The 16,144-nt window shown below is 63.1% G+C and carries 14 protein-coding genes; 7 read left to right on the top strand and 7 right to left on the bottom strand.

Annotation, left to right across the window (positions count from 1 at the left end):
• Positions 1-22 precede the first annotated feature (22 nt).
• Positions 23-1,204, bottom strand: coding sequence for an aminotransferase class V-fold PLP-dependent enzyme (locus A0W34_RS20845; protein WP_030536293.1), 1,182 nt, complete (start codon positions 1,202-1,204; stop codon positions 23-25).
• Positions 1,205-1,218: 14 nt separating this feature from the next.
• Between A0W34_RS20845 and A0W34_RS20840 the strand changes: the two genes are divergently transcribed.
• The 5 genes from A0W34_RS20840 to egtD all read left to right on the top strand — a co-directional run bounded on the left by A0W34_RS20840 (position 1,219) and on the right by egtD (position 6,815).
• Positions 1,219-2,493, top strand: coding sequence for an APC family permease (locus A0W34_RS20840; RefSeq protein ID WP_081558207.1), 1,275 nt, complete (start codon positions 1,219-1,221; stop codon positions 2,491-2,493).
• A gap of 78 nt (positions 2,494-2,571) precedes the next feature.
• A complete protein-coding gene (gene egtA / locus A0W34_RS20835) occupies positions 2,572-3,795 on the top strand; it encodes an ergothioneine biosynthesis glutamate--cysteine ligase EgtA (RefSeq protein ID WP_003946302.1) in 1,224 nt (407 codons plus the stop codon).
• Positions 3,792-5,099 carry an ergothioneine biosynthesis protein EgtB gene (gene egtB / locus A0W34_RS20830; protein WP_081558206.1) on the top strand — a complete coding sequence of 436 codons (1,308 nt, stop codon included), beginning with the start codon at positions 3,792-3,794 and terminating at the stop codon, positions 5,097-5,099. Before egtA ends, egtB begins: the two co-directional genes overlap by 4 nt.
• Position 5,100: 1 nt before the next feature.
• Positions 5,101-5,847 (top strand): ergothioneine biosynthesis protein EgtC, encoded by a 747-nt coding sequence (egtC, locus tag A0W34_RS20825; RefSeq protein WP_081558205.1) that lies wholly within the window; start codon positions 5,101-5,103, stop codon positions 5,845-5,847.
• The gene (egtD, locus tag A0W34_RS20820) at positions 5,844-6,815 is read left to right on the top strand and encodes an L-histidine N(alpha)-methyltransferase (protein WP_081558204.1); all 972 of its coding nucleotides are present in this window, start codon (positions 5,844-5,846) and stop codon (positions 6,813-6,815) included. The genes egtC and egtD overlap by 4 nt, the downstream gene beginning before the upstream one ends.
• 12 nt (positions 6,816-6,827) lie before the next feature.
• Here the strand turns inward: egtD and A0W34_RS20815 are convergent, their stop codons facing one another.
• Positions 6,828-7,172: a hypothetical protein gene (locus tag A0W34_RS20815; RefSeq protein ID WP_081558203.1), complete on the bottom strand. Its 345-nt coding sequence runs from the start codon at positions 7,170-7,172 to the stop codon at positions 6,828-6,830.
• Positions 7,173-7,268: 96 nt separating this feature from the next.
• Between A0W34_RS20815 and A0W34_RS20810 the strand changes: the two genes are divergently transcribed.
• Positions 7,269-8,810: an HNH endonuclease signature motif containing protein gene (locus A0W34_RS20810; RefSeq protein ID WP_165639604.1), complete on the top strand. Its 1,542-nt coding sequence runs from the start codon at positions 7,269-7,271 to the stop codon at positions 8,808-8,810.
• 108 nt (positions 8,811-8,918) lie between these two features.
• Positions 8,919-10,124, top strand: a complete 1,206-nt coding sequence (locus A0W34_RS20805; RefSeq protein WP_047270295.1) for a PQQ-dependent sugar dehydrogenase — start codon at positions 8,919-8,921, stop codon at positions 10,122-10,124.
• 3 nt (positions 10,125-10,127) lie between these two features.
• Here the strand turns inward: A0W34_RS20805 and A0W34_RS20800 are convergent, their stop codons facing one another.
• From A0W34_RS20800 to glmU, 5 genes are all read right to left on the bottom strand, one after another.
• Positions 10,128-11,015: a cyclase family protein gene (locus A0W34_RS20800; RefSeq protein WP_081558201.1), complete on the bottom strand. Its 888-nt coding sequence runs from the start codon at positions 11,013-11,015 to the stop codon at positions 10,128-10,130.
• The gene (locus A0W34_RS20795; protein WP_081558200.1) at positions 11,015-12,595 is read right to left on the bottom strand and encodes an SLC13 family permease; all 1,581 of its coding nucleotides are present in this window, start codon (positions 12,593-12,595) and stop codon (positions 11,015-11,017) included. The genes A0W34_RS20800 and A0W34_RS20795 overlap by 1 nt, the downstream gene beginning before the upstream one ends.
• Before the next feature lie 79 nt (positions 12,596-12,674).
• Positions 12,675-13,331 carry a hypothetical protein gene (locus A0W34_RS20790; RefSeq protein WP_030536285.1) on the bottom strand — a complete coding sequence of 219 codons (657 nt, stop codon included), beginning with the start codon at positions 13,329-13,331 and terminating at the stop codon, positions 12,675-12,677.
• 239 nt (positions 13,332-13,570) lie between these two features.
• Positions 13,571-14,551 carry a ribose-phosphate diphosphokinase gene (locus A0W34_RS20785; protein WP_003946284.1) on the bottom strand — a complete coding sequence of 327 codons (981 nt, stop codon included), beginning with the start codon at positions 14,549-14,551 and terminating at the stop codon, positions 13,571-13,573.
• Between the two features lie 90 nt (positions 14,552-14,641).
• Positions 14,642-16,102, bottom strand: a complete 1,461-nt coding sequence (gene glmU, locus A0W34_RS20780; protein ID WP_081558199.1) for a bifunctional UDP-N-acetylglucosamine diphosphorylase/glucosamine-1-phosphate N-acetyltransferase GlmU — start codon at positions 16,100-16,102, stop codon at positions 14,642-14,644.
• Between the last annotated feature and the right edge of the window lie 42 nt (positions 16,103-16,144).

Genomic DNA, 16,144 nt, shown 5'->3' with positions numbered 1-16,144 from the left:
CGCAGATCAGGCATGGTCCCGGTCAACGGGAGGTTTGTAATCCCCTGACCGCGCCCAGAAATGTGTCCAGGTCGGCTTCGTCGACGAAGTAGTGCGGCGATGCGCGAACCACGGCATCGAGCCCGCGGGCATCCATGTCGAGGAGGGTGGACCCGCGACCACTGACGGTGACGGTGATGTTCTGTGCTGCAAGCTGATCCCGCACCAAGTGCTCGGGGATACCGTCGACGGTGAAGGAAACGATGCCGCTCAGATGGGTTCCTCGATCGCGGACTTCGACTCCGGAAATCGCTGCCAGACCTTCCCTCAGCGTGACTGCTCGGGATTCGATCTGCTCCCACGCCGTGTCGGTGCCGATCGAGAGCAGATAGTCGGCGGCGACGCCGAGACCCAGGCGCGCAGCGACACTCGTTTCCCAGAGCTCGAATCGTGTTGCGTCCGGTGCGGGTACGAAGCTGTTCTCGCCGGTCCATTCCGCTCCGTGCAGGTCCATCGCAGCGGGTTCGAGTGCATCGACGAGTCCGGGGCGAACGTACAGGAATCCGGTTCCGCGTGGCCCGCGGAGCCACTTGCGGCCGGTTGCGCTGAGGGCGTCGACGCCGAGTTCGGTGACGTCGATGGGCAATTGGCCGACGGACTGGCATGCGTCGAGCAGAACGAGCGAGCCGTGGGCCCTCGCGAGTTCGACGACCTCGCGGACGGGGTTGATCAGGCCGCCGTTGGTGGGGACGTGGACGACGGAGACGACGCGAACACGATCGTCGAGCATGTTCTCGAGTGCGTCGAGGTCGATGCGTCCGTACTGATCGCTCGGGATGATCTCGACGTGGGCACCGGTCGAACGCGCCCGCCCCAGTGCAGCGATGGCGTTGCTCGCGTATTCGACTCCGCTGATGAGAATTCGATCACCGGGTCCGAGCGGAACGGCAGCGAGGAAGTCGTTCCACGCGCGGGTCGCGCTGTCCGTCAAAGCGATATCGGTTGCCTGAGCACCGATGACCCGGGCCAGCGAATGGGGAACAGCAGCGAGGGCGCCGCTCTGACGAGCAGCTGCGACGTATCCGCCGACGTCGGCTTCACGTCGCAGGTGCTCGATCATCGTGGCCGGCACCGGCTCGGGCGGGAGCGAGGATCCCGCGCTGTCGAGGAACACCTTGTCAAGGCATCCGGGGGTGTCGCGGCGGATCGTGTCGAGATCGAACATGGCACCTTCCGTTCATGTCGGTGTGGTTCAAACTACCTGTGAACGAAGCTGTCCCGATGGAGCGAAGACTGGGCACGGCCGATGCCGTGGTGATCGGCCTCGGCGCGATGATCGGCGCCGGAGTCTTCGTGGTGTTCGCGCCCGCTGCCGCAGTAGCCGGTACCGGGTTGCTTGTGGGCCTGGCGATTGCAGCGTTCATCGCCTACTGCAACGCGACGTCGTCGGCGCAGCTTGCGGCCAGATACCCCACTTCAGGTGGGACCTACGTCTACGGACGTGAGCAGCTCGGACCCTGGTGGGGGTTTGCCGCCGGCTGGTCGTTCGTGATCGGGAAGACCGCGAGCTGCGCGGCAATGGCTCTGACTTTCGCGACGTATGTTGCGCCTACGGCCTGGCGTGTCCCCGTCGCGGTATTGGTGGTGGCAGCGCTGGTTGCAGTCAACTACCGCGGAGTCACGCGGACGGCGCACATGGCCAGGGTGATCGTCGCCGTGTCGACGACGGCGCTGTGTGTAGCGCTGGTGGTTGCCGTCGTCGGTCCTGGTGCGGTGCGCGAGTTCCCGGATCTCGCATTCGGGTCGTGGTACGGAATTCTGCAATCGGCGGGACTGCTGTTCTTTGCCTTCGCCGGGTACGCCAGGATCGCGACGCTGGGGGAGGAAGTGCGTGATCCGCGTCGAACGATTCCGCGGGCGATCCTGATCGCACTCACCGTCGCCGTCATCCTCTATGCGCTGGTGGCGGTGGTGCTGTTGGTGACGCTGGGACCTGATCGGCTGGCGAATTCGGCGCGACCACTGGCAGATGCGGTGGGCGCAGTCGGTTGGAGTTGGGCCGTTCCGGTAGTGGTGATCGGTGCCGCGGCGGCGTCGGCGGGGGCGCTGCTGGCTCTGGTCGCCGGCGTGAGTCGTACGGCGATGGCGATGGCCCGCGAGCGCGATCTGCCAGTGGCCCTCGCTGCAGTCCATCCACGGTTCGGGGTCCCTCACCATGCGGAACTTGTGGTCGGTGCCGTTGTGATCGCCTTGGTCTCGACAACCGATCTTCGTGGGGTGATCGGCTTTTCGTCGTTCGGAGTGCTGCTCTACTACTTCGTCGCGAACGTGAGTGCGTACAGCCAACGCGGTGTGGACCGGATGTATCCGAAGTGGCTGCAAGCGGTTGGCGCGGCTGGTTGTGTCGTTCTAGTGGTCACACTTCCGTGGATCGCGGTTGTTTCCGGCGCAGGTGTGGTTCTGGCCGGTTGTGGGTACCGGTGGATACGACTGAAGAAATTCAACGACACGTAACACCACAAAGGGTGCATCTCGGACGTTGGCGTTCTATCGTCGGTAGCGACCGCGAAGACCGCCCGAAGGGGAAGTCGAATGGTGACAGCAGCGTTGACAGCAGCACAGACCACGCAGGTGGATTCACGTCCTGCGGCCGAGGCCTACGTCGGTGGTGTGTGCTTCAAACAGGGGCCACCCCGTTTGGTCGGAGCTGAGCTCGAGTGGCTGACCAGCCAGGTTCCCGGTGGGGAGCGGCCGTCAGCGGCGACTCTGGCAAAGGCACTCGGGCGACACGCACCCACCAGTATCGACCCGGATTCACCAGCGGTTCCGCTTCCTCGTGGCAGCCTCGTCACCGTAGAACCTGGCGGACAGATCGAACTCTCGTCAGCGCCGCGGACGTCCGCCCGAGAACTGTGTGACTGTCTCGACGAAGACCGTCGTACTCTCGAAACACTCCTCGCGTCGTACTCCATCGAAATCAGTTCTGCCGCGGCCGACGTCGCCCGCCCACCTTCCCGGATTCTCCGGTTGCCACGTTATTGCGCAATGGAATCCCGCTTCGCCGGGATAGGACCGTATGGCACCTTGATGATGTGCAATACAGCAGCAGTGCAGGTCAGTGTCGATGCCGGCGGCAGCCCGGAGTCCATTGCCCAGCGTTGGCGGCTCCTCGGGGACATGGGGCCGGCGCTCATCGCTGCGTTTGCGTGTTCTCCACGCTTGCAAGGGGTTCCGAGAGGGGATTGGGCGTCCCAACGCATGCGGACGTGGCTCGAACTCGATTCCTGGCGAACGGTCGCAGTCCCGGAAGTGCAGGACTACGCCGGCTGGGCGCTCGATGTTCCGCTGATGTGTGTGCGAAACGAGGGCGACGATTGGACGGCTCCGCGGGGTGCCACTTTCGGGGACTGGATAGACGGCGCTTTGGATGCCGAGATCGGACGCCGACCCGTCTGGGCGGACTTGGACTATCACCTGTCCACGCTGTTCCCGCCGGTTCGCGCTGTCGGCCATCTGGAGGTTCGCTACATCGATGCGCAGCCGGGAGATCTGTGGCGAGTACCGGTAGCAGCGATCGACGCGTTGCTGTCCGGGCCTGCCGTGATGCGTGAGGCGAGTGATGCCGCAGCGTCGACGGCCGGGAGATGGCGGGATGCGGCAGAGTACGGTTTGGACGACGTCGAACTGCGTTCGGCGGCAACCTCTCTGATGTCGCTTGCCGCGTCGTACGCGCCGGAGCCGCAGTTTGTCCGTCTTCTCGATGCCGCAGCCGAACGGTGTTGTCGCGCAATTGTGCCCGGTGAGAGCGACACATGACGGGGGAGATCACCAAGGAAGCGGTCGAGGCCGTACTTCTGCGAGCGCGTGAACGGTCGACGCTGCTCACCGACTGCGTCGACGATACCGAATTGGTCGCTCAGCATTCTCCGTTGATGAGTCCACTCGTGTGGGACCTGGCGCATATCGGCAATCAAGAGGAACTCTGGCTGGTGCGAGATGTCGGTGGCCGCGATCCGGTGCGTAGCGACATAGACGAGCTGTACGACGCGTTCAAGCATTCGAGATCGTCGAGACCCACACTTCCCCTGCTCAACCCGGCCGAGGCGCGCGAATACGTACGTACGGTTCGCGGGAAGGTCTGGGATGTGCTCGAAGCCAGCACCTTCGGACGCACAGAACTCGACATGGACGGTTTTGCCTTCGGGATGATCGCGCAGCACGAGCAGCAACACGCCGAAACCATGCTCGCAACACACCAATTGCGTTCGGGACCCACGGCACTCGTTGCCACACCCGCTCCGCAAGCGGCCCGCATGCCGGAACTCGACGAGGTCACGATCCCCGCCGGCCCCTTCGTCATGGGGACCGACGACGAACCGTGGGCACTCGACAACGAGCGCACTGCGCATCAGGTCTATCTCACCGACTTCGCGATCGACAGATTCCCGGTCACCAATGGGCAGTTCGTCGAATTCATCGAGGACGGCGGCTATTCCCGACCGGAACTGTGGTCCCGTGACGGTTGGCGGCATCGCGTCGACGCGAAGCTCCGTGCACCACTGTTCTGGGAACGCGACAGTTCGGGTTGGTGGCACGAGACTTTCGGCATCGAGGCTCCGGTCCCACCGGACAAGCCCGTCGTGCATGTGAGCTTCTACGAAGCCGAGGCCTACGCGTGCTGGGCAGGCAAACGGCTTCCCACCGAGGCGGAATGGGAAAAGGCCGCGCGGTGGGATCCGGAATCCGGAAGATCGCGACGATTCCCGTGGGGGGACGTGTCCGCAGACGAGAAACTTGCCAATCTCGGTCAGCGCCATCTCGGTCCCGCCGGCGTCGGCTCGTACCCGGCGGGTGCATCGGCAGCAGGTGTCGAGCAGTTGATCGGTGACGTGTGGGAGTGGACGTCTTCGGGTTTCCATCCGTATCCGGGTTTCCGGGCCTTCCCCTACCGGGAGTACTCGGAGGTGTTCTTCGGCGGCGACTACAAAGTGTTGCGAGGGGGATCGTTCGGGACCGACAGCGTTGCCTGCCGGGGGACGTTCCGCAACTGGGACCACCCGATCAGGCGCCAGATCTTCTCGGGTTTTCGCTGCGCCAGAACGATTTCGGGTAGATCCTGACATGTGTCGGCACCTCGGGTATCTCGGGCCGCCGCGTTCGGTTCGTGAACTCCTCCACGACGGCGAGAACTCACTGATGCGACAGTCGTGGGCACCTCGCGAGATGCGTGGCGGCGGGACCGTCAATGCCGACGGATTCGGCGCGGTGTGGTGGAACGGTGGAAGGCAGGGACGGTACCGCAGTATCTCGCCGATCTGGTCGGACCCGACAGTCGACGAGACGTTGTCCCACATCGTTTCCGGATCCGTTCTCGCCGCCGTACGTTCCGCGACGGAGGGGATGGCCGTCGAGATCGGTGCCTGCGCACCGTTCGTCGACGGAACCTACGCTTTCAGCCACAACGGAGCGGTATCCGGTTGGCCTGGCTCACTCTCCGACTTGGCAGCAGAAGTTCCGGCCGTCGAATTGCTGAAGATGCCCGCGCCGACGGATGCTGCCTTGTTGTGGACAGTGCTTCGGCATCGGTTGAAGTCGAAGCCCGCGGAAGCCGCCGTGACGAGCCTCGTTCACGATGTGGCTGCGGCGGCACCGGATTCACGATTGAACCTCCTGTTCGGCGACGGGCAGGAACTGTGGGCCACGGCGTGGGGCCACACGTTGTACACACGGGTCGACGAGTCGCGGGCACTGATCGTTTCCGAACCGTCCGATCGTTCACCGGACTGGGAGCAGGTGCCGGACCGGCACATCGTCTGCGCGCGTCCCGGCCATTTGATCATCACCCCGATACCGATGGGAGAACAATGAAAACCCCTACGCTCGAGGTTTATCTGACACCGGCCGAATCGGTCGACGCATTGCGAGCCGAGGCCAGGGAGGGCTTGACCGCTACGCCGAAGTGGCTCTCGCCCAAATGGTTCTACGACGCGCGTGGAAGTGAACTCTTCGAGGAGATCACGGCCTTACCCGAGTATTACCCCACCCGTACCGAACGCGGCCTGCTCGCTCGGTACGCCGACGAGATCGCGGCGTTGACCGAACCCGAGATCCTGATCGAACTGGGTTCAGGTTCCTCTGAGAAGACGCGGTTGCTCCTCGACGCGATGACGGCTCGCGGAACTCTGCGAACGTATGTACCGCAGGATGTTTCGGTGACGGCCCTCGAAGGTGCGGCGCAGCAAGTCGGTGCCGAGTTTCCCGTAATCGACGTGGTCGGGGTGGTCAGTGACTTCACCGGTTCGCTGCATCATCTACCCGGGGGTGGACGGCGCGCAGTCGCTTTTCTCGGTGGAACTCTCGGCAATCTCGTTCCGGCAGAACGCGCCGAGTTCCTCTCGGGCATTGCAGCGGTGCTCGATCCCGGTGAGAACCTGATCCTGGGCGTGGGATTGGTGATCGATCCCGCAGTCCTCGTGCCCGCCTACGACGACGCTGCCGGTGTGACTGCTCAGTTCAATCTCAATGTTCTCTCGGTCCTGAACAAGCAACTGGGAGCGAACTTTCCCTTGGAGGACTTCCGTCACGTCGCGCTCTGGGATGCCGAGAACGAGTGGATCGAGATGCGCCTGGAAGCACTTCGTGAAGTCTCGGTGCATATCGACGACCTGGATCTGGAGATCACCTTCGCAGCGGGCGAGCAGCTGCGCACCGAGATCTCGGCGAAGTTCACCGAGGAGGGGATTGCCGCGGAACTCGCGTCCGCGGGCTTCGGGGTACGGAAGGTGTGGACAGATCAGGATCAGCGCTTCGCGCTGTTGTGCGCGCAGCGGGCGTGAAGTGGGCGCTTGTCAGAGGATGCTGTCTCCTCCTAGAAGTGTCTCAAAAGTTCTGTAGGCGGCAATATTTGAGAAGTGTCGAGAGTAGAGATCTGCGGTGCCAGTATGGACAGCGTCCGACACCGGCGCAAGATCCACGAGATGCGCGAGTTTTACATAGGACTGGTCATCGCTCGCGCCGAGCGGATACTCCCGCTCGCCGGCCTTGCGCTCGAATTTTGACTGCGCCTCAGCGGGGTCGCCAGCCCAGGTGAGATAACAGTCCTCTCGGTAGAAGCACCCGACCCCGTCATTCTTCCCCAACTCGAATATCGCTATGCCGAAGTACGGTTGATCTCGTGTCGGATGCTGAGTCATGCGATTGAACGTAGTGACATCGGAGCGCAAAAGGTATCGGTGAATACCCCGGGATTTCGCAAAAACTTGTCGGTGGGCGCCCGTAGAATCGCTCATATGTTCGAATCGAAGACTTCCGCGGACGCGCTGTTTCGGCAGCATGCGGAAATCGCGCGCGCCCACTTCCTCGAGATCGACGCGGTCACTGCGCTGTACTTGGACCGTTGTGAGGAGGATGCCGCGGTTGGAGTCAATGAGGCTTTTCGGGGTCAATTCGCGCACGTGGAGATCGCGTCGATACTGAGCATTACGGAGTACGCCGCGCAGAAAATGATTGCACTGGGATGTGACCTGCGCTGGCGACTTCCGCGGGTGGCGGCCGCTTTTGCTTGCGGTGACATCGATCTGGCCAAAGCGATGGCACTGTCCGAAGCTCTCGCCAACGTCTCCGAGCACGCGCTCGATGACATCGAGCGACTCCTCGTGGACGGTGCCTGCCGTGTAACCGGTAACAAGTTGAAGGCGCGCGCACGAGGTCTCATTGCTCGGCACGACCCTGATGGGGTGCGTGCCAGGCGAGTTCGTGCGGAGGCGGATCGGGACGTTCGGACGTGCGCGTCGCACGACGGTATGTCGACTCTGGACGGAATGCTTCCAGCGGTCGGCGCTCAGACTTTGGCCACCAGGCTCCGTGCGATGTCGATGCAGGTCTGTGGTTCCGATCCGAGAACTTTCGGGCAACGGCGTGCCGATGCACTGATCGCATTGGCGGAAGGAAAGACGTCGTTGGATTGTCAGTGCGACGGCGATTGCACCCGTAGGGATGATACGAAGACCTCCGCGCTCCCGATTGCGACAATTCTTGTGGGTGTCAACGCTTCCACCCTGCTCGGATTCGACGACCTGCCAGGCTATTTGCAGGGGTACGGCCACATCGATGCCGACCTTGCGCGCGCGATCGCCGCGGACGCCACGTGGCAGAGAGTCCTCACCCTTGCACCGTCCGAGGTGCAACATTGTTCGACTGCGGGGGCAGTCGGACCGGTGCTCGGCGTGGGTCGGTCGATGCGCTCACCGGAGATATTGCCCGCTGCGGCAAGGGATAATCGCTCGAGAAGGAACAGTGGTTCGCGGCGCGGTGAATCCACGTACCAGCCGTCCGCGGCGTTGGCGACGATTGTTAGGACGCGAGACGGTACGTGCCGCTTTCCGAATTGTGTTGTGCGTTCTGATAGTTGCGATATCGATCACACGGTGCCGTTCGATCACGGCAACCCCGCTCAGGGAGGGCCCACTGCAGAACGGAACTTGGCCTGTCTGTGTCGAAAACATCACCGACTGAAGACGTTTGGCAGGTGGACAGTGAAGCAAATCGGAGGTGGTCTTCTGGAGTGGAAAGATCCGTCAGGACGACGAACGGTTACCGCGCCCGTAGGCCCATTCTGTGACCCCGAACTGAGGTTGCCCGACGCGGCGAGACTGCATTTGACGGACGACGATGCGCTGGAACGACGTTTCGGACTTCGGGACAGGGGAGTGGAAGCGGATCTCGAATACCTCCTGGACTGGAGTGTGCCCGGCTGGCGGAAGGCACGACCTGCATCAAGACGTAACGCATCCCCACTGGCGAACGCTTTGCCGGAGTTTGCCGACTTCTGAAGGGGTTTCGTTTCTCCTGTGGCCTGCGGGTATAGCGAGAGGGCCCGAAAAATGGTGTTTGTCTGTTTATAGTGAGGCGCAGAACGGTTTCCGACCCGAGGAGAACGCGTGCGTCATCCGAAGCTCGCCGCATTGACCGTGGCCCTGACTGCAGTACTGGTGATGCCGGTAACGCAGAGCGTGGCTCAACCATTCCCCTTCGACCCCGGCAGTTTCGGCAACGGAAGCACCGGATCGTTGGGGAGCGACGACCCGGACATACCCATCGAGGACACCCTCCCGCAGTTGTCGGTCACCACACTGGTCGACGGACTCGACCACCCCTGGGACGTAGTGGCGGCCCCGGACGGTGCAATCCTGACCGGACAACGATCCGGCGGATTCTTCGTTCGCCGAGGCGACAACACGACAGGTCCAGTCGCTGCTGACCTTTCGGATCTCTACGCGCAGTCCGAAACCGGGCTCATGGGCATCGCGCTTGCTCGCGACTTCGCTCAGTCGCGCACCCTGTACACCTGCCAAGGATTCAGTGCTGGGGGAGTCACGGACGTTCGAGTGATCGCGTGGACCGTCGACGCCGGATGGACCGCACTCACGCGAACCGGAACTGTATTGCCAGGAATCCCGGTCTCGTCCGGGCGTCACGGGGGTTGCCGAATTCTTGCGGCGCAGGACGGAACGCTGTTCGTCGGGACGGGTGACACCGCGACGCCGAGCGTCCCCCAGGATCCGAATTCGCTGGGCGGCAAGGTCTTGCACATCAACGCCGACGGAACTCCGGCGGCGGGGAATCCGAATGCTTCCAGCCCGGTCTACACGCTCGGGCACCGCAACGTCCAAGGCTTGGCCGTGCAACCCGGAACCGGCCGGGTGTACTCGGTTGAACAGGGCACAAGCGTCGACGACGAAGTCAACCTGCTTACCCCCGGCGGAAATTACGGCTACCGCCCGGATCGGCTTCCCGGAACGTACGACGAATCCGTGCCGATGACCGATCCCGTGCGAGTGCCGGGAGCAATTGCGGCGGTGTGGCGTTCGGGTAGCTCGACGTTGGCTACCGCCAGCGCTGCCTTCACCGGTGGAGCTGCATGGGGTGCCTGGGACGGTGCGCTCGTAATGGGTGGCCTCAAGAGCAAGGAACTGATCTTCCTCCGCCTGAGTGCCGATGGACGCTCGGTCGACGCGCAGACCTTCGGGTTGGAGAACCAGTTCGGTCGCTTGCGGTCGGTGACCCCGACGCCCGACGGCTCGCTCCTGGTGACCACCGACAACGGCGCCGGCGACAAGGTGCTGCGGGTGACGCCCACGCCCTGATCTTCAGTACCAGGCGATGACCCGGCACGGACCACCGGAACCACCCGCATGCGTCGGCGCTCCCACCATCACCGTGGCGCCGACGGCCGGAAGTGCGGACAGATTTGCGAGGGCTTCGACTGCGTACTTTCCTGAGCCCAAAGCGCTTCGGTGAGCCCCGTGGGTGGTGCTTCGGCCCGCGTCGATGCTGAGGGTGTCCGAGCCCACGGCGACGATGTTGCGCTCGCGGACGAGAAAGTCGATCGCCTCGGGGTTGAATCCCGGTGTGTGTTGCACGCCGAGTGCATCTCGATTCGTGAAGGCGCCACCGGCACCGGCCCGGGTATCCCAACCCGAGTTCATCGCAACCAGGCTGCGGGGAGCGATGGTCCCGTGGAGGGACTCCCAATCGAGGATGTCCTGGCGGGTGAGCAGTGTGTCGGGGTCGACGGAGGCTCGGGCACTGATGTCGACGACCGCAATCGGCACGACGAGGTCGGCGACGGGAATCTTCTCGACGGTGATTCCGTCCGCACTGGCGTGTGCGGGAGCGTCGATGTGAGTACCAGTGTGTTCTTCGAGGCGGAGTTCGTTGAGGTAGAAGTTTCCACCTGACCCGGCGGAGCCGAGCGAGCCCAGAGATCCGGCGGCGTCGGCGATCTTCGCCAGGTTCCTCATCTCGAACGAGCGCGCGCCCGGCCACACCGGGAACTCCGGCGTCAGTACGTGGGTCAGATCGACGATGGTCCGACCCGATGGCGTTGCCGACGCAGTGGGCTGTACAGCGCCGGCCATGACGGTCGCGCCGAGGGCACCGGTGCCCAGCGCCGCGAACATCGATCGACGGCTGATCTTCCTGCCCTCGCGTCCGATCGATTCGTAGACCTCCGACAAGACCTTCGGTGAGCACATCAGAAACTCCAGATCACTGGGATCAACACCGTTGCAACTATCAGGAACCACAACAACATCGGGAGTCCGAGCTTCCAGTAGTCGCCGAACTTGTAACCACCAGGGCCCATCACCATCATGTTCGCGGGAGTGGCTACAGGCGTCAGGAAGGAGGCCGCGGCAGCGACGGTGACCGTCATCAGAAGGGGCAGCACCGAGATGTCGAGTTCGATGGCGACCGAGATCGCGATCGGCGTGATGATCAACGCGGTTGCAGTGTTGCTGATCAGCTGGCCCAGAGTCGCCGTCACGACGAAGAGTCCAGCGACGACGACATACGGGCTTGCCCCACCGACGACGTCGACAAACGCATGCGCGAGCTTTTCGGCCGCGCCGGTCTGCTGGATTGCGGTCGACAGCGGGATCATTCCGCCGACGAGAATCAACGTGGTCCACGAGATGGACCGATGCGCCTGCTCGACGCTGATGACTCGTAGCAGCACCATCGCACATGCCGCGAGGAGTCCGGCTATCGCGGACGGCACCAATCCGAACGTCAGCATCACTACCATCGCCGCAACGACGACGAGAGCGATGACCGCGCGGGTTCCCAACGGGGCTGCCTGCTTACGGATCTGGGCAGGTGCGTCGACCACGAGGACGTTCGGATCGACGGAGGTGTGGGTGTCGAGATCGTCCCAGCTTCCTTGCAGGAGAAGCGTGTCACCGGCCGCCAACTTGACGCCCTTGGGGCCGCAGTCCTCACCGGCGCGCTGGACTGCGAGTATCACCAGATCTCCACTGTCGGTCACCATGCCCGGAAAAGCCCTGTCGCCGATCATTTCCGAGCGCGGCGGGATGATCACTTCGACCACGCCGTCGTGCTTGGTGATCAAGGGCTCTGCGGACGGCGAATCCTTTCCCATGAGCTGATACTGCTTCGCGAGGGTCTTGGCATGCCGGCTCAGGTCAGGCGACATCGACGTCCCCGCACGATGGGGGAGGACGTGAGGACCGAGAAGTACGGCGATCGCAATCGTTCCCAATACGAGCGGCGCACCGACCAAGGTGAAACTGAAGAACCCGAAAGCACCGGCCCCGGATTCCTCGGCGGCTTCGGAAACGATGATGTTGACCGGTGTTCCGGTCAAGGTGAGCATCGATCCGGCATGGGCGGCAAATGCCAACGGCAGAAGCAGTTGTGACGTCGATTTACCGAGACGTACCGCCAAGACGACCACCATCGGTACCAACGCGGCCACGGCCCCGTTGACGCTGATCAATGCGGTCAACGCGGCAACCAGCAACATGATCGCACTCACGAGACGGACTCGGGATTCGCCGACTTTCGCCAGCAGTTTTTCGCCCGCCCACGTGGTGACACCGGTGGCGTCGAGGGCTTCGCTGACGACAAAAAGCGCGGCGATGAACACCACCGTCGGATCGCCGAATCCGGCGAGCGCCTGCTCCATCGTGATCACACCGGTGGCGTACAGCGCCAGGGCAGTGCCGATCGCGATGATGCCGACCGGGATTCGGCCGATCACGAACAGCGCCACGACCAGTGCAAGCACGACGAAAGTGATGGTGATGTCATTCACGATTCGTAAAGGTACCTGCTCATACAGAACGGCCCCGTCTCGCAAGTGAGACGGGGCCGTGGGACGGACGCGAGGAGAATTAGTTGGAGGCGGCGATGCGGGCCTTCTCGAGAGCGGCCAGCGTGCGAAGAACCGTGGCCTTCTGCTTGTTCAGATCGCTCAGTCGTGCGCGAGCCGGCAACCCTTGTGCGAGTTCGGCGACCTTGATCTGCTCGTCGATCGAACCGAGCTGATCGAGAAGCCCTAGGACGCGCGTCTGGAGCGTGTCGATGTCCACGGTGTCGGTCTTGACCGGAGCGGCAACACGCGTCGCTGTGCCCGTGCTGGCGGGGCGGGAAGCGCGTGCGGGTGACGTGTCGGCGACAACCGTTGCGGCGCGGGGCCGAATTGCCTTGCGAACAGCGGCCGCATCGGGAAGGACGTCCATGCGGATCTCGTTCAGGACTCGGCGTGCCTCGCGTGCGTTGACGCGGTACTCGCGCTCTTCGTCGTCGTCGGACTGCAGCGTGCCGCCGAGCGGGCGCAGACCGTACATGCCGAGGAAGCGCTTGGCGTCGTCGATGATGCCTTCGTTTTCACGGCATTTTCCGCAGCGGGGTTCGTTGCGGAACATGTCCACGGAGTTGTCGTCTCCGCACCAGACACAAGATCCTGGGCGCCACCGCCGGATCGTCGGAACTGATGAATTCAGGGAATGAGATTCGGGCCGGGATTCCAGGGTTTGCGCGTCGATCACGACGAGCCACACTAGGCGAAGATTGCGGCGCGGTGAACACCGCCCCAACATCGACCTGGGTTTCTCGACGGTAGCGTGATCAAGATCATGTCAATCGTCGCATTCGGCGGTATTCGTGTGTCCCACAGGTGGTTTCATGATGACCGGGTGGTCTGTTTCTGAGACCTTCACGAAGACGACGACGGGCGCGTACCGGTGACCGTGAAGTCACAGGTACGCGCCCGTAGTGCGGCGCGAGACTAGGCGCTGCCGTTGAACAGCGAAGTCACAGAACCGTTCTCGAAAACTTCCTTGATGGTGCGAGCGAGCAGCGGTGCGATGGACAGCACCGTCAGCGTCGGGAACTTCTTCGACTCGTCGATCGGAAGTGTGTTGGTGACAACAACTTCCTTCGCGCCACACGTCGACAGACGCTCGGCCGCAGGGTCGGAGAGGACGCCGTGGGTTGCAGCGATGACGACGTCACCTGCACCGGCCTCCTTGAGCACCTTGACCGCGCCGGCGATGGTTCCGCCGGTGTCGATCATGTCGTCGATCAGGATGCAGGTGCGACCTTCGACCTCACCGACGACGCGGTTGGACTTGACCTGGTTGGGTACCAACGGGTCGCGCGTCTTGTGAATGAATGCCAGCGGTGCTCCGCCGAGCGAGTCGGCCCACTTCTCGGCGACACGAACGCGGCCCGAGTCGGGGGACACCACCGTGATGTTCTCGAGGTTGTAGCCCGCGCGAATGTGGTTGGCCAACTGGCTGTGTGCGTGCATGTGATCGACGGGGCCGTCGAAAAAGCCCTGGATCTGATCGGTATGCAGGTCGACCGTGATGATGCGATCGGCGCCGGCGGTCTTGAGCAGGTCGGCAATCAGGCGAGCGGAGATCGGCTCGCGTCCGCGATGCTTCTTGTCCTGGCGGGCGTACGGGTAGAACGGAAGAACGGCGGTGATGCGCTTTGCCGATCCACGCTTGAGAGCGTCGATCATGATGAGCTGCTCCATCACCCACGTGTTCAGCGGTGCCGGATGACTCTGCAGGACGAACGCATCGGAGCCGCGAACCGACTCTTCGAATCGAACGAAGATCTCACCGTTCGCGAAGTCGCGCGCGGTCTGCGGGGTGACGCGGATATCGAGTTCCTTCGCCACCTGCTCCGCCAACTCGGGATGTGCGCGACCCGAGAACAACATCAGGTTCTTCTGGTTGTCGATCCAATTCGCAGTCACTGGTTCATGCCATCCTTTTGTACTTGCCGGTCGATCTGGTGGTGATCTGTGCTGTCTGTTGTGCAGGGCTGTCAGGTTGTTGTAGGGCTGTCAGGTTGTTGCAGGGCCGTCAGGTTGTGCAGCTGCTGCAGCTGCTGCAGCGGCATCGGCCGCGGGTGTGCCGGGACGATTCTTCTGGACCCAGCCCTCGATGTTGCGCTGCACCCCACCCGAGACGGCGAGCGCCCCAGGCGGTACGTCGTTCTTCAAGACCGTGCCCGCACCCGTGTATGCGCCGTCTCCCACGACGAGAGGGGCGACGAACATGGTGTCGGAGCCTGTTCGGACATGCGACCCCACCACAGTACGGCTCTTGTTCACCCCGTCGTAATTGACGAAGACGCTCGAAGCTCCGATATTGCTGTGATGGCCGATGGTGGCGTCGCCGACGTAGGTAAGATGCGGAATCTTCGAATGCTCGCCGATATCCGCGTTCTTGGTTTCCACGTAGGCGCCGATCTTGCCGTGTGCCCCGAGGCGGGTACCAGGCCGGAGATAGGCGAAGGGGCCCACAGCCGCGTCCGCGCCGACAACGGAGTCGGTCCCGTGCGAGCGGACGACTACTGCGCGCTCACCGACGGTCACGTTGTCCAAGGTGGTATCCGGGCCGATCACGGCGTCTTCGCCCACCGAGGTTGTGCCGGTCAACTGAACTCCGGGCAGGAGCGTCACGTCCTGTGCGACGTGCACGTCGCAATCTATCCATGTGCTCGCAGGATCGACGACGGTGACGCCGGCACGCATCCACTTCTCGAGGATCCGACGGTTCATCTCGCGGGCGAGCGTCGAGAGCTGCACGCGATCGTTGGCGCCCGCGACGAGAACCGAATCCGCGATGTGCTGAGCACGAACACGCTTGCCCGCGCGACGGGCGATCATGATCACATCGGTGAGATAGAACTCGTGTTGTGCGTTGTTGGAGTCGAGGGACGCCAGCGCGTCGCGCAGAGTTTCGAAGTCGAAGGCGTAGACCCCTGAATTGACCTCGGTGATCGAGCGCTGCGAATCGGTGGCTTCCTTCTCCTCGACTATGGCGTTCACCTCGCCGTCCGTCGTACGAAGGATTCGCCCGTAGCCGGTGGGGTCGACGGCCGTCGACGTCAACACCGTCACCGCGGCCGCGGGAGCAGCCGTGTGCTGGGCGAGGAGGTCTGCGATGGTCTTTCCGTCGAGCAGAGGCACGTCGGCGGCTGTGACGAGTACGGTCCCGGAGAAGTCGGCCGGCAACCCCTCGAGCCCACAACTGACAGCGTGCCCGGTGCCCTTCTGCTCGTCCTGAACAGCGACGGTGACGGAACGGTCCAGTTCCCCGGCGACTGCGTTCACGGCTTCGGTGACACGCTCACGATCGTGACCGACGACGGTCACCAGGTGCGTGGGATTCAGTGAGGTTGCCGCGTGAAGCGAATGTGCCAGCATGCTGCGTCCGGCGAGAGTGTGGAGGACCTTGGGAGTCTTCGACTTCATTCGTGTACCGGCACCCGCTGCGAGAACGATCACGGCGGTCTGCACTGGTTTGAGCTCCCTCTGTCGATCAAACTGTCGATCAAGACA

It is taken from the genome of Rhodococcus sp. BH4, assembly GCF_002079265.1.
Lineage (GTDB): Bacteria > Actinomycetota > Actinomycetes > Mycobacteriales > Mycobacteriaceae > Rhodococcus_F > Rhodococcus_F qingshengii.
Note: the sequence above shows the minus strand (reverse complement) of the source record. Positions and strands in the feature narration are given on the sequence as shown.

Excerpts from the sequence above, each read along its gene's own strand:
- A0W34_RS20845 (WP_030536293.1), bottom strand. The coding sequence starts at position 1,204 with ATGTTCGATCTCGACACGATCCGCCGCGACACCCCCGGATGCCTTGAC.
- A0W34_RS20840 (WP_081558207.1), top strand. The coding sequence starts at position 1,219 with ATGTCGGTGTGGTTCAAACTACCTGTGAACGAAGCTGTCCCGATGGAG.
- egtA (WP_003946302.1), top strand. The coding sequence starts at position 2,572 with ATGGTGACAGCAGCGTTGACAGCAGCACAGACCACGCAGGTGGATTCA.
- egtB (WP_081558206.1), top strand. The coding sequence starts at position 3,792 with ATGACGGGGGAGATCACCAAGGAAGCGGTCGAGGCCGTACTTCTGCGA.
- egtC (WP_081558205.1), top strand. The coding sequence starts at position 5,101 with ATGTGTCGGCACCTCGGGTATCTCGGGCCGCCGCGTTCGGTTCGTGAA.
- egtD (WP_081558204.1), top strand. The coding sequence starts at position 5,844 with ATGAAAACCCCTACGCTCGAGGTTTATCTGACACCGGCCGAATCGGTC.
- A0W34_RS20815 (WP_081558203.1), bottom strand. The coding sequence starts at position 7,172 with ATGACTCAGCATCCGACACGAGATCAACCGTACTTCGGCATAGCGATA.
- A0W34_RS20810 (WP_165639604.1), top strand. The coding sequence starts at position 7,269 with ATGTTCGAATCGAAGACTTCCGCGGACGCGCTGTTTCGGCAGCATGCG.
- A0W34_RS20800 (WP_081558201.1), bottom strand. The coding sequence starts at position 11,015 with ATGTGCTCACCGAAGGTCTTGTCGGAGGTCTACGAATCGATCGGACGC.